This window comes from Streptomyces oceani, from assembly GCF_001751245.1.
GTDB classification, from domain to species: Bacteria; Actinomycetota; Actinomycetes; order Streptomycetales; family Streptomycetaceae; genus Streptomyces; species Streptomyces oceani.
In genome coordinates this window covers 1-13,194 of sequence record NZ_LJGU01000095.1, presented here as the reverse complement: position 1 = coordinate 13,194, position 13,194 = coordinate 1, and the positions used below count along the sequence as shown (strand labels likewise).

Below are 13,194 nucleotides of genomic sequence, written 5' to 3'. Positions count from 1 at the left end.
CCGCGCCCGTGTCCGCGTGCGCCCCGCCGCCGCCACCCGTTCTCCGGGGGCGGCGGCGGTGCCGGTCCCGGAGGGTTCAGCTCGGCGGTGCCGGTCCCGGAGGGTTCAGCGGCGGCAGGCCGTGGTCGGGACCGGCGGCCAGCAGGGTGCCCAGGCCACGCCGGGTTGCGGCGACCACCACCCGGTCCCGTGGCCGTAGGACATAACCCGGGTGCAACTCCCACTCCAGTTCGCTGGCGTCCGCCGAGGCCATCCAGGACAGGTCGGTACGCCGCTCGCCCGGCCGTGCGACGTCCAGGGCCAGTACCCGCCAGGTGCCCTCCCTGAACGTCTCGGCGACCGTACGACCCTCCAGCAGGCTGTTCGCCCGTACGTTCACCACCGCGAAGACCAGCACTCGCCTGCCGACCTGGATCGCGCCCAGCACTTGGCGGCCCATCATCGCTCCCGCGAAAGCCGGGGCGGCCAGCGCGGACACCGAGCGGCTGCGGGTCTGGGCATGCGGATAGGTGTCTCGCAGCGTGCGGTACACGGTGTTGGCGAACTCGTCGTCGAACAGTCGCATGGCCACGCGGAGTTCCGGTTTCACCTGCCGGGCGTACAGCACCGCTTCCAGGTTCGTCCCGTCGTCGCTGGTGAGCGCGAGCAGCGCGCGGCTGCGTTTGATCTTCGCGGCCTCCAGCACACCGCTGTCCGTGACGTCCGCGATCAGCGTCGGCACCCGCCGGGCCCGAGCGTGCGCCATGCCGCGCGCCTCCGGGTCCCGGTCCACGCACACCACCGGGATGCCCATCTCCAGCAGCCGGTCCAGCACCCTGGTGCCGACCTTTCCCAGACCCAGCAGCACGACATGGCCGGACAGCCCGCGTGGGGGGTCGGGGAGCGCGGCGGCCTCGCGGAAGGCGCCGTAGCTCTCCAACACCACGGCCAGCAGCAGCGGCAGCATCATCAGGCCCGCCATGCCAGCGAGCAGTTGCAGGACCTGCTGGTCGTAGGGCTCGTCGAGCTTGGGATCATTGATCGCGAAGAAGTCCAGCAGCACGATGTACGACGCGTGCACCGGACTGCCGCCGGTCATCCACCAGTTTACGGCGGCCAGGCTGGTGACCACCGCGCCCATGGCCGCGAGGGAGTAACGCAGTCGCCGTGAGAAGAGTTCCTTCAGCGGCTGGAACGGCAGCCGCCGGGCCCGGCCGGCACCGGGCCGCGGTCTGGGCCGGGTGATCGCCTCCAGCACCACCGCGCCACGGCTCGGGGGCAGTTCGCGCAGCGCGGCGTCGGGCGGCAGGAGCACGGGCCCCTGGTCGTCCTCCTCCTCCTCGTCCGCCTCGCCCTCGTCGGCGTCCGAGGTGTCCGGCAGCAGCGCGAGCGTACACAGCGGCCTGCGCTGGTCCATCGTTCCGAGGGTGCGTTCCTTGGCGCGCAACAGCAGACCGTCGGCGGAGAGGATCTTGTCGCTGCCCACGATCGCGGCGGCCACCAGGGAGGGCGCCGCGGTGTCGGCGTCGGAGAGCACGGTGGTGGAGGCGTCGAGCGCGGCCGGGTCCACATCCGGATGGTTGACCTCCACCGCCCGGTCGAGGAGATCCTCCAGATACCGGCCCAGGGTCCGATTGAACATCCGGATGACCAGTCGGATGCGCGGGTTGATCCGCCGGGCGCGCAGCGCGATGTGGATGTTCAACTGATCGTCGCCCGAGGTCAGTGCGAGCGCCGCGGCGTCCTCCACTCCGGCCGCGCGCAGCGCGCCGTCATCCGGGACGTGCGTTTCCACCGCCCGTACGGAAAGACTCTCCGCGCCCACCAGCGCGGCGATCTGCGGCCCGTGGTCGCCACCCCGCAACGAGGGCAGCACGACGCAGAGCCGCTGACCGTAGACGGTGGCGAGTTCCTTCGTGAGTCGCTGGGCGAGCGCGTTGTCACCGCAGACGATCATGTGGGGCCGGGTCGCCGCGCCGTGACCCCCTAAGCTGCCGTTCATGTCATCCACCGGCAGTTCCTCCCCCCTGAACATCTGTGTCTTCTGCTCCGCCGCGGACCTGGACGAGGTCTACACGGCCGCGGCTCACGAGTTCGCCGAACTCCTCGGCGAACGCGGTCACGCCCTGGTGTGGGGCGGCTCGGACGTCGGGCTGATGAAGGTGGTCGCGGACGGGGTACGGGCCGGCGGCGGTCGACTGGTGGGCGTCTCGGTGGAGTTCCTGCGGACGAAGGCACGGCAAGACGCCGACGAGATGATCATCACGGCCAGTCTGGCCGAGCGCAAGGCCCTGCTGCTCGAGCACGCGGACGCCTTCGTGGTGATGGCCGGCGGGACCGGCACCCTGGACGAGGCGACCGACATCCTGGAGCTCAAGAAGCACGGGATGCACGGCAAGCCGGTTGTCGTGCTCAACACCGCCGGCTTCTACGATGGCCTGCGGCAGCAGCTGCGGCGGATGGAGGACGAGCGCTTCCTTCCCGTGCCGCTGTCCGAACTGGTCTCCTTCGCCGAGACCGCGGACCGGGCGATGGCCCGACTCGAAGAGTGAGCGACACCGAGCAGACACTGAGCAGACACCGAGCAATACGCGGCAACACCGAGCGACAACTGAGAGACGGACACGCGCACATGACGGAACCCGAACCCGCAGTCCACCTGATCACCGGCGGCGGATCGGGGATCGGCGCCTCGCTCGCCGGCCGCCTGCTGGAGCGCGGTGACGAGGTCTGGCTGCTCGCCCGGCACGCCGCCCGGGCCCGCGAACTCGCCGAGCGCTTCCCGGGCGTCCGTACGCTGGTCGGTGATCTGGCCGAACCGGAGCGGCTGTCCTGGGCGTTGAGCCACCAGGAGTTGCCGGAGCGGCTGGACTCGCTGCAGCATCTCGCCGGCGTCGTGGACCTCGGACGGGTCGGCGAGCTCACCCCGAAGCTCTGGCAGAGCACCCTGGCGGCCAATCTCGTCGCCCCGGCCGAGCTGACCCGGCTGCTGTTGCCCCAGCTGCGCTCCGCGCGCGGGCACGTGCTCTTCGTCAACTCCGGAGCCGGGCTGCGGGCCAACCCGGAGTGGAGCGCGTACGCGGCCAGCAAGCACGGCCTCCGGGCGCTGGCCGACGCCCTGCGCGGGGAGGAGCACCAGCACGGCGTGCGGGTCACCTCGGTCTACCCCGGCCGTACCGCCACGCCCATGCAGGAGAAGGTGCACCGGCAGGAGGGCAGGGAGTACGACCCCAGCCGCTTCATCAGCCCGGAGTCGGTGGCCACCACCCTGCTCGCCGCGCTGGACCTGCCCCGGGACGCCGAGGTGACCGACCTGAGCGTGCGGCCGGGCGGCTGAACCGGTGAACCGGCACGCGCCGTACCGCCCGTACGCTTGCCCGTGTGACACAGAAGCACAGTTGGGGCATGGCCCAGGCCACCGGAGTGGGCTCGATGCCCGGGGACGACGCGCGGGAGGCCGCGAGGACCGTCACCGGCTCGCTGGAGACCTTCCCGTATCTTCCGGAGCTCCCCGCCCGGGGGCCCGGCGCGGACCTGATCGGCCGGACGGTCGGGCTGCTCGCCGAGATGTACGGACAGTTGGAGCCCAGCGGTTGGCGACTCAGCGACCGCCCAGGCCGGGACACCCGGCGGGCTCGGGCGTGGCTGGGTGAGGACCTGGACGCGCTGGAGGAGTTCACCCAGGGATACGCGGGCCCGCTGAAGGTCTCGGTGGTCGGCCCGTGGACCCTGGCCGCCGCGCTGCAGCGGCGCGGAGGGGAGGCCGTGCTGGGTGACCCCGGGGCGTGCCGGGACCTGACGACGTCGCTGGCCGAGGGGGTGCGGGAACACCTCACCGAGCTGCGGCGCCGGGTGCCGGGCGCCCGACCGGTGCTGCAGCTCGACGAACCCTCGCTGGCCGCCGTGCTCCGCGGAGCCGTACGGACGGCGAGCGGATACCGCACGCACGGCGCGGTGGACCGCGCGGTAGTGGAGGGGGCCCTGCGTGAGCTGGCGGCGGTGCACGACGGCCCGCTGGTCGTGCACTCTTGCGCCTCCGAGGTGCCGTTCGCCCTGCTGCGCCGCGCCGGGGTCAGCGGCGTCTCGTTTGACGCGCGGCTGCTCACCGAGCGTGTGGACGAGCTGATCGGGGAGGCCGTGGAGGCGGGCGTCGCGCTCTTCGCCGGTGTTCTGCCCGGTGACGGTCAGGATGCGGGGGCGTTGTCAGACCCGGCCGGTAGCGTCATGGGTGTCAGGTCGTTGTGGCGCAGGATCGGGCTGAGCCCGGCGCTCCTCACGGAGTCCGTCGTGGTCACCCCGGCGTGCGGGCTGGCGGGCGCCTCGCCTGCGTACGCCCGCGCGGCTCTCGCCCACTGCGTCCGGGCTGCGAGATCCCTCGCTGACAACCCTGAGTGACGGGAGGACGAGACGGTGGCTGGCGTGCGAAACACCCCGGTGCCCGCGGAGGAGCGGGAGCGGCACCAGCAGCTCGCGGAGCGGATCGAGGAGCACCGCTTCCGGTACTACGTCCGGGACGCACCGGTTGTCAGTGACGCCGAGTTCGACCGGCTGCTGCGCGAGCTGGAGGGTCTGGAGGCGACGTATCCGGCGCTGTGCACCCCTGACTCGCCCACCCAGAAGGTGGCGGGGCAGTACGCCACCGACTTCGCGGAGGTGGCCCACCGGGAGCGGATGCTGTCGCTGGACAACGCCTTCGACGCCGAGGAGCTGTCGGCCTGGGCGGACCGGCTCGCGCGGGAGCTGACGGGTGTGGAGTACCACTTCCTGTGCGAGCTGAAGGTGGACGGCCTGGCGGTCAACCTCACGTACGAGCACGGCCGGCTCACCCGGGCGGCGACCCGCGGCGACGGGCGTACGGGCGAGGACATCACTCCGAACGTCCGTACGATCTCCGGTATCCCGGAGCGACTGCGGGGGGAGCGGGTGCCGGAGCTGGTGGAGGTCCGCGGGGAGGTCTTCTTCCCGATGGAGCGGTTCCAGGAGCTGAACGCCTCGCTGGTGGCCGCCGGGGACAAGCCGTTCGCCAACCCGCGGAACGCCGCGGCGGGTTCGCTGCGGCAGAAGGACCCGAGAGTGACCGCGACCCGTCCGCTGCACCTGGTGGTGCACGGAATCGGCGCGCGCACCGGCTTCGACATCGACCGGCTCTCCCAGGCGTACGACCTGCTCCGGGAGTGGGGCCTGCCCACCTCCCCGCACGCCTCGGTGGTGGACGGGCTCGCGGGAGCCGAGGACTTCATCGCGTACTACGGCGGCCATCGGCACTCCGTGGAGCACGAGATCGACGGGGTCGTCGTCAAGCTCGACGAGGTGCCCCTGCAGGGCAGACTCGGCTCCACCTCCCGGGCGCCACGCTGGGCCATCGCCTGGAAATACGCCCCGGAGGAGGTCAACACGAAGCTCACCGAGATTCGGGTGGGCGTCGGCCGCACGGGACGCGTCACTCCGTACGCCGTGGTGGAGCCGGTGACGGTCGCTGGTTCCGAGGTGGAGTTCGCGACCCTGCACAATCAGGAGGTCGTGCGTTCCAAGGGCGTGCTCGTCGGGGACACCGTGGTCCTGCGCAAGGCCGGCGACGTCATTCCCGAGATCCTGGGGCCGGTGGCGGACCTGCGGGACGGCACCGAGCGGGAGTTCGTGATGCCGGAGCACTGCCCGGACTGTGGCACGGCGCTCCGCCCGATGAAGGAGGGGGACATCGACCTGCGGTGTCCCAACGCCCGCTTCTGCCCAGCCCAGTTGCGCGAGCGGCTGTTCTACCTCGCGGGGCGCAAGTGTCTGGACATCGAGCACTTCGGCTATGTCGTGGCCACCGCGCTGACCCAGCCCCTGGAGCCGGCCGAGCCGCCGCTGCGGGACGAGAGCGGGTTGTTCGATCTGACCCTGGAGGAACTGCTGCCCATCCGCTCGTACGTCCTGGACCAGGACACCGGCCTGCCCAAGCGGGACCCGGACACGGGCGAGGAGAAGGTCGTCACCTTCTTCGCCAACCAGAAGGGCGAGCCCAAGAAGAACGCGGTGGCGTTGCTGGACAACATCGAGGCGGCCAAGGAGCGTCCGCTCGCCCGCGTCATCACCGGACTGTCGATCCGTCATGTCGGGCCCGTCGCCGCCGAGGCGCTGGCACGGGAGTTCCGCTCACTGGACCGGATCGCGGAGGCGGACGAGGCCGAACTGGCGGCGACGGAAGGCGTGGGGCCGACCATCGCGGCGTCCGTGAAGGCGTGGTTCGCCGAGGAATGGCACCGCGGGATCGTCGAGCGGTGGCGGGCGGCAGGCGTCCGGATGACCGTGGAGGAGGCGGCGGACGAGGCAGGCGCGCGCCCACTGGCCGGGATCACGGTCGTGGTCACCGGCACCCTGCGGTCGTACACGCGGGACGCGGCCAAGGAGGCGCTGCAGGGTCTGGGCGCGAAGGTGACCGGCTCGGTTTCCAAGAAGACCGGGTTCGTCGTGGCCGGCGACAATCCCGGGTCGAAGTACGACAAGGCAGTTCAAGCCAAGGTGCCGATTCTGGATGACGCCGGCCTGGACGTGCTGTTGGCCGATGGCCCGGAGGCCGCGCGCGAGGCGGCCACCGCGAACTAGGGCGTGTCGTCGCCGGCGTTGTTCCACGGCGTCCGCGGCACCGTTCGGCAGCACGCGAACTGAGGCCGTATCAGCCTGTGGGCGCGTGGTCCGAAGGCCCGCGTGACCGAATCGCATTCCCCCGACCCGGGCAGATCGGTGCCCCTAACAGCGATCCGCGGCCTACTGTTGACATGTCAGCCGCTGTTGCGGCGTCATGTGCGGATGTCGTGAGAGGGACGGGCATGCAGGAATCCCGCGGTGCCGAGGCGATGCCATGGCTGCATCGGCTGGTCTCGGCCCGAGTTCCCGGGACCAGGGCGGCGATCGTCCTCGCTGCCGGGGTCGCCCTGCTGGTGGGCGCGTACGAACTGGTGGAGGAGCAGCGGGCGTTGTTCCCCGAGGGGATCACCGGCTGGTCGTTCGCGTTGTTGACCGGGATCATCGCCGGACATCTGGTGGCCCTGGGGCAGAGCCGATGGTGGGGCGGCACGGGATCGGGGGCGGCGCTCACGCTCGCGATCCTGCTGCTCTACGGCTGGCTCGCCGCCGCGCTGGTGTCCCTTGCCGTGGTGCTGCTGGTGGCCGTGGCCCGGCGGACGCACTGGAAGCAGGCGATGGTGCACGGCGCGGTCGACATCCTCGGCATCGGCGCCGCCTCGCTCGCCGTGCTCGCTTTCGGCACCCGTCCGTCCGTGGAGAGCCCCTGGCATCCGGCGAGTTGGAGCTGGAGCGCGCTCCCCGAGATCGTCGCCGCGTCCTGCGCGTACCTCCTGGTGACCCGCGGCCTGGTGTGGTACGCGTACGCCGCCCGGCGGACCGCGTTGAGCAGTGTGGCCCGCACGGCTCTGGCACGGCAGGCGCTGGTCGCGGTGGCGCTGCTCGGCATCGCCCCGCTGATCGACGTGGTGGCGGTACACCGGCCCGTGCTGCTGCCGCTGTTCGCGGTGCCGCTGATCGCACTGGACTCCACACTGTGGATCGCCCGGGCGCGGGCGGAGGAACAGCTGCGCGACCCGCTGACCGGATTGCCCAACCGTCTCTGGTTGATGGAGCGGGCCTGGTCGGCGCTTGACGAGGCCGATCGCGCTGACAACCGCGCCGCGCTGGTGCTGATCGACTTCGACCGGTTCCGGTCGGTGAACGACACACTCGGTCATCTGGCCGGCGACCGGCTGCTGTTGCAGATCGCCGACCGGCTGCGGACCGTGCTGCCCCGCGGCGCGGACGCGGTACGGCTCGGTGGCGACGAGTTCGCCGTGCTGCTGCCCGCCATCGGCTCCACCACCAGCGCGCAGCGTGTCGCGCGCTCGCTGGTGGCCGCCCTCGGTTCACCACTGGACCTGGACGGGCTGACCCTGGTGCTGGAGGCGAGCGCCGGCGTCGCGGTGTTCCCCGACCACGCCCAGGAGGGCGAGGGGCTGCTGCGCCGGGCGGACGTGGCGATGTACGAGGCCAAGCGGGACCGTACCGGGGTGGAGGTGTACGACGCGACGCGGGACAGCAACACCCCGGACCGGCTGGGGCTGCTGGCCGATCTGCGCCGTGCCCTCGACGCCGGTGAGGTCGAGTTGCACTACCAGCCCAAGGTGGGCTTCGACAGCCGCGTGGCCGGGTTGGAGGCGCTCGTACGCTGGACACACCCCGAGCGGGGCAGAGTGCCGCCGGACGAGTTCATAGCGATGGCGGAGACCTCCGGCCTGATGCCGCAGCTGACGGAGTACGTCCTGGAGACGGCGCTGGGCCAGGTCGGACGGTGGTGGTCGGACGGACTGACCGTGCCGGTCGCGGTGAACGTCTCGCCGCGTGACGTGCACAGTCCGGGATTCGCCGGAGCCGTCGCCGCCCGGTTGGCGCGACACGGAGTACCGCCCGGAGCCCTTCAGTTGGAGATCACCGAGCACGTCCTGCTGGAGGAGCCGCAGCGGGCCGCGGACACCTTGGCGGCCCTGACCGGGCACGGCGTGAAGATGTCCCTGGACGACTTCGGCACCGGCTACTCCTCGCTGGTGCATCTTCGCCGGCTGCCCGTCAGCGAGCTGAAGATCGACCGCTCGTTCGTGGCCCGTCTTTCGGTGGACGCGGAGGACGCGGAGATCGTGCGGTGCACCGTCGACCTGGCGCACTCCCTGGGCCTGCTGGTCGTGGCCGAGGGAGTGGAGGACGACGAGAGCTGGGAGCGGCTGCGCGATCTCGGTTGTGACGCGGTGCAGGGTTGGCTCGTCGCCGCCGCGATGCCGCCGCCCGAGGCCACCGCCTGGCTGCGGGCGCGTACGCAGCGGCGTCGTCCGCCGGGACAGCCGGATCGGGCGGCTGCTCCGGAGTCGTCCGCCGGAGCGGTCGCCTCGTCCGACCGTGGACAGCCGCCCGCGCAGACGGACGAGGACGCCGACCAGCCGGTGACCTGAGGGGCGATCCGCTGGGCAAACCGTTTCGCGCCCTTGGACGCGAGGCCCATAGGATTGTCGTTGGCGACCGGGGCGGGACGGAGCACGACCGGCTTCCGTGTCGCCGACAGGACGAGCAGCACCACCCGCAGTACGTACCAGCACCACCCGCAATACCGAACAGAACCGCCCGCACTCACCCACGAGGACCGCATGCCTGGCATCACGCGCGAGGAGGTCGCCCACCTCGCCCGGCTGGCACGTCTCGACCTGAACGCCGAAGAGCTGGAACACTTCGCCGGTCAGCTGGACGACATCATCGGCGCCGTAGCCGCCGTGTCCGATGTCGCCGACGAGGACGTGCCACCGACCTCTCACCCGCTGCCGCTGACCAACGTCATGCGCCCGGACGAGGTCCGTCCGAGCCTGACCCCCGAGCAGGCGCTGTCCGGCGCCCCGGCCCAGGAGCAGCAGCGATTCAAGGTGCCGCAGATCCTGGGGGAGGAGTGACCGCCATGAGCGACCTGACGAGACTGACGGCCGCCGAGGCCGCGGAGCGGATCGCCTCCGGTGAGGTCTCCGCCGCCGAGATCACCGGTGCCCACCTGGACCGTATCGACGCGGTCGACAAGAAGGTGCACGCCTTCCTGCACCTCGACCGTGAGGGCGCGCTCGCCGCCGCCCGCGCGGTGGACTCCGCCCGTGCCCGGGGCGAGCGGCTCGGCCCGCTGGCGGGGGTGCCACTCGCGCTGAAGGACATCTTCACGACGCGGGACATGCCCACGACCGTCGGTTCGAAGATCCTGGAGGGCTGGGTCCCGCCGTACGACGCGACGGTGACCCGGCGGCTCAAGGAGGCGGACGTCGTCATCCTGGGCAAGACCAACATGGACGAGTTCGCGATGGGCTCCTCCACGGAGAACAGCGCCTACGGCCCCACCGGTAACCCGTGGGACCTCACCCGCGTCCCGGGCGGCTCCGGCGGCGGGTCCTCGGCCTCTCTCGCGGCGTACGAGGCGCCGCTGGCGATCGGCACCGACACCGGCGGGTCGGTGCGCCAGCCGGCGGCCGTCACCGGCACGGTGGGCGTCAAGCCGACCTACGGCGCCGTCTCGCGGTACGGCATGGTCGCCTTCTCCTCGTCCCTGGACCAGGCCGGGCCCTGCGCGCGTACGGTGCTGGACACCGCGCTGCTGCACTCGGTGTTGGCCGGCCACGACGAGATGGACTCGACCTCCATCGACCAGCCGGTGCCGGACGTGGTCGGCGCGGCACGGCACGGCGACGTCCGCGGACTGCGGGTGGGCGTCGTCAGGGAGTTCCGTGGCGAGGGCTATCAGGCCGGGGTCATGCAGCGGTTCGACGAGTCCGTGGAGCTGCTGCGGGAGTTGGGCGCCGAGGTCGTCGAGGTCTCCTGTCCGTCCTTCACCAAGGCGCTCGCGGCGTACTACCTCATCGCGCCGAGCGAGTGCTCCTCGAACCTCGCCCGGTTCGACGCCCTGCGCTACGGCATGCGGATCGGCGACGACGGCACGCGCTCGGCGGAGGAGGTCACCTCGCTCACCCGCGAGGCCGGCTTCGGCGACGAGGTCAAGCGGCGCGTGATGCTCGGCACCTACGCCCTGAGTTCGGGTTATTACGACGCGTACTACGGCTCGGCGCAGAAGGTACGCACCCTCATCACCCGTGACTTCCAGCGGGCCTTCGAGGCGGTGGACGTGCTCGTCTCGCCCACGACACCCACCACCGCCTTCCCGATCGGCGAGCGTGCCGACGACCCGATGGCGATGTATCTCGCCGACCTGTGCACCATCCCGTCCAACCTGGCTGGTAACGCCGCCATGTCGCTTCCCTGCGGACTGGCTCCGGAGGACGGGCTCCCGGTGGGGCTGCAGATCATCGCCCCCGCCATGGCTGATGACCGGCTCTACCGTGTCGGTGCGGCGGTCGAGACCGCCCTGCAGGCACGTTGGGGCCACCCGTTGATCGAGGAGGCACCGTCGCTGTGAGTGGAAAGCTGGAGCAGGCCAAGGGCTTCAAGAAGTCGAGGACCGGGCTGTACGTGTCCATCGCCGGATCGTTGTTCGGCGTGGTCGGTACGGTCAAGCGGGGCCGGCAGGCACGTAAGGAGGGCGACCTGCTCAAGATGCTGGACGTGACGGTGTCCGCCGTCAGCATCGCCACCACGGTCGCCCTGCTCGTACGGGACATCCGGCAGTTGGACGACGTCCTCGCGGACGACTGAGATCCGCACGGACGACTGAGAGGCAAGAATTCCGTGACCGTCACTGAACTGGTGTCGTACGAGGACGCGCTGGACTCGTACGACCCCGTGCTGGGGCTCGAGGTGCACGTCGAGCTCGGCACCAGGACCAAGATGTTCTGCGGCTGCTCGACCGGCCTCGGCGCCGACGCGAACACCCAGACCTGTCCCACCTGCCTCGGCCTGCCCGGCGCGCTGCCCGTGGTCAACGCGGCCGGTGTGGAGTCGGCCGTGCGCATCGGGCTCGCGCTGAACTGCCAGATCGCCGAATGGTGCCGCTTCGCCCGGAAGAACTACTTCTATCCGGACATGCCGAAGAACTTCCAGACCTCGCAGTACGACGAACCCATCGCCTACGACGGCTACCTGGACGTCCAGCTCGAGGACGGCGAGGTCTTCCGGGTCGAGATCGAGCGCGCGCACATGGAGGAGGACACCGGCAAGTCCACGCACATCGGCGGCGCGACGGGCCGTATCCACGGCGCCTCGCACTCCCTGTTGGACTACAACCGGGCCGGCATCCCGCTGATCGAGATCGTCACCAAGCCGATCGAGGGCGTGGGGGAGCGGGCGCCCGAGGTGGCGAAGGCGTACGTCGCCGAACTGCGCGAACTCATCAAGGCGCTGGGAGTGTCCGACGCCCGGATGGAGATGGGGCAGTTGCGCTGCGACGTGAACCTGTCCCTACGGCCGGACGGCGGCAGCCCCTTCGGTACCCGCTCCGAGACCAAGAACGTCAACTCGCTGCGCTCGGTCGAGCGTGCCGTCCGCTTCGAGGTCCAGCGGCATGCCGCGGTGCTCGACGCCGGTGACGCCGTGGTGCAGGAGACCCGGCACTTCCACGAGGAGGACGGCTCCACCACCTCCGGGCGGATCAAGGAGGAGGCGGAGGACTACCGCTACTTCCCCGAGCCCGACCTGGTGCCGGTCGCGCCCTCCCGGGAGTGGGTCGAGGAGCTGCGTGCCGGCCTTCCCGAACTGCCGCGGGTGCGGCGTAACCGGCTGCGAGCGGAGTGGGGCATCTCCCAGCACGAGATGCAGTCGGTGCTCAACGCCGGCGCCGTCGGGCTGATCGTCGCCACCGAGGAGGCGGGAGCCCCCGCCGACCAGGCACGCAAGTGGTGGATGGGCGAACTCGCCCGCCGGGCCAACGAGGACGGCGTCGAACTGGCCGATCTGCCCATCACGAGCGAGCAGGTCGCCAGGGTCTGCGCCTTGGTGGCCGAGGGCTCCCTCAACGACAAGCTGGCCCGTCAGGCCATCGAGGGAGTGCTGGCCGGCGAGGGCACCCCCGACGAGGTCGTGGAGCGGCGCGGACTGAAGGTCGTCTCGGACGAGGGCGCTCTCGCCGCGGCCGTCGACGAGGCCATCGCTGAGAATGCCGCTGTCGCCGACAAGATCCGCGGCGGCAAGGTCGCGGCGGCGGGCGCGCTGGTCGGGGCGGTGATGAAGGCCACCCGCGGTCAGGCGGACGCGGCCCGGGTGCGCGAGCTGATCCTGGAGAAGCTCGACGTGGCGGGCTGATCCCGTGGGCCGGCTGAGGCGAGCGGTTCAACCAGTCCCAGCGGTCCCGGCTGACCCGGGTGACCCGGCTGACCCGGGTGCCGCGAGTGACCGGTGACTCGAATCGTGTGGCCGGTCCCGCGAACGACAGGCGGACGGGCGGCACCGGCGTACGGCGGGTGCCGCCCCTGGCCGGCGCCGGCCGGTCCCGAGCGCGCCGTGGGCGCGTACCGGCACATCGGTGGAGGCGTGGAGGGCGTCAGGCAGACTACTGTGCTTCTGGCGTCCGTCTGCCGAGCACAAGGGGAGCGAAGAAATGATCACCCGTATCGAAATCGACGGATACAAGTCCTTTCTGGACTTCGAGTTGGACGTGCGGCCGTGCACGATCCTGGTCGGCGGGAACGGCTCCGGGAAGTCCAACCTGCTGGGCGCCCTCGACCTCGTCCGGCAGACAGTGACGAGTGGTTTCCCCGCCTCGCCGGGCGCGGACAC

Annotated in this window: 11 protein-coding genes; 10 read left to right on the top strand and 1 reads right to left on the bottom strand. The window is 71.1% G+C overall.

Annotated features, from left to right (window positions below):
* Window positions 1-76: 76 nt before the first annotated feature.
* Window positions 77-1,936, bottom strand: coding sequence for an NAD-binding protein (locus tag AN216_RS02450; RefSeq protein WP_070194903.1), 1,860 nt, complete (start codon window positions 1,934-1,936; stop codon window positions 77-79).
* A 70-nt stretch (window positions 1,937-2,006) separates the two neighbouring features.
* Between AN216_RS02450 and AN216_RS02445 the strand changes: the two genes are divergently transcribed.
* From AN216_RS02445 to AN216_RS26360, 10 genes are all read left to right on the top strand, one after another.
* Window positions 2,007-2,531, top strand: a complete 525-nt coding sequence (locus AN216_RS02445; protein WP_070194969.1) for an LOG family protein — start codon at window positions 2,007-2,009, stop codon at window positions 2,529-2,531.
* Window positions 2,532-2,611: 80 nt separating this feature from the next.
* A complete protein-coding gene (locus AN216_RS02440) occupies window positions 2,612-3,316 on the top strand; it encodes an SDR family oxidoreductase (protein ID WP_070194902.1) in 705 nt (234 codons plus the stop codon).
* 68 nt (window positions 3,317-3,384) lie between these two features.
* Entirely contained in the window at window positions 3,385-4,374 is a 990-nt protein-coding gene (locus AN216_RS02435; RefSeq protein WP_070194901.1) for a methionine synthase, read from the top strand.
* Between the two features lie 15 nt (window positions 4,375-4,389).
* Entirely contained in the window at window positions 4,390-6,567 is a 2,178-nt protein-coding gene (gene ligA, locus AN216_RS02430; protein ID WP_070194900.1) for an NAD-dependent DNA ligase LigA, read from the top strand.
* 251 nt (window positions 6,568-6,818) lie between these two features.
* Window positions 6,819-8,954 carry a putative bifunctional diguanylate cyclase/phosphodiesterase gene (locus AN216_RS02425; protein WP_070194968.1) on the top strand — a complete coding sequence of 712 codons (2,136 nt, stop codon included), beginning with the start codon at window positions 6,819-6,821 and terminating at the stop codon, window positions 8,952-8,954.
* Between the two features lie 192 nt (window positions 8,955-9,146).
* On the top strand, window positions 9,147-9,443 hold the full coding sequence (gene gatC, locus AN216_RS02420; RefSeq protein ID WP_070194967.1) for an Asp-tRNA(Asn)/Glu-tRNA(Gln) amidotransferase subunit GatC: 297 nt from the start codon (window positions 9,147-9,149) through the stop codon (window positions 9,441-9,443).
* A 5-nt stretch (window positions 9,444-9,448) separates the two neighbouring features.
* The gene (gene gatA / locus AN216_RS02415; protein ID WP_070194899.1) at window positions 9,449-10,942 is read left to right on the top strand and encodes an Asp-tRNA(Asn)/Glu-tRNA(Gln) amidotransferase subunit GatA; all 1,494 of its coding nucleotides are present in this window, start codon (window positions 9,449-9,451) and stop codon (window positions 10,940-10,942) included.
* Window positions 10,939-11,178 (top strand): hypothetical protein, encoded by a 240-nt coding sequence (locus tag AN216_RS02410; protein ID WP_070194898.1) that lies wholly within the window; start codon window positions 10,939-10,941, stop codon window positions 11,176-11,178. The genes gatA and AN216_RS02410 overlap by 4 nt, the downstream gene beginning before the upstream one ends.
* A gap of 33 nt (window positions 11,179-11,211) precedes the next feature.
* Complete coding sequence (gatB, locus tag AN216_RS02405; RefSeq protein ID WP_070194897.1) at window positions 11,212-12,720, top strand: Asp-tRNA(Asn)/Glu-tRNA(Gln) amidotransferase subunit GatB; 1,509 nt, start codon at window positions 11,212-11,214, stop codon at window positions 12,718-12,720.
* 295 nt (window positions 12,721-13,015) lie between these two features.
* Window positions 13,016-13,194, top strand: a 179-nt coding sequence (locus AN216_RS26360) for an AAA family ATPase (protein ID WP_139140839.1), incomplete at its 3' end; no start/stop codon positions are given.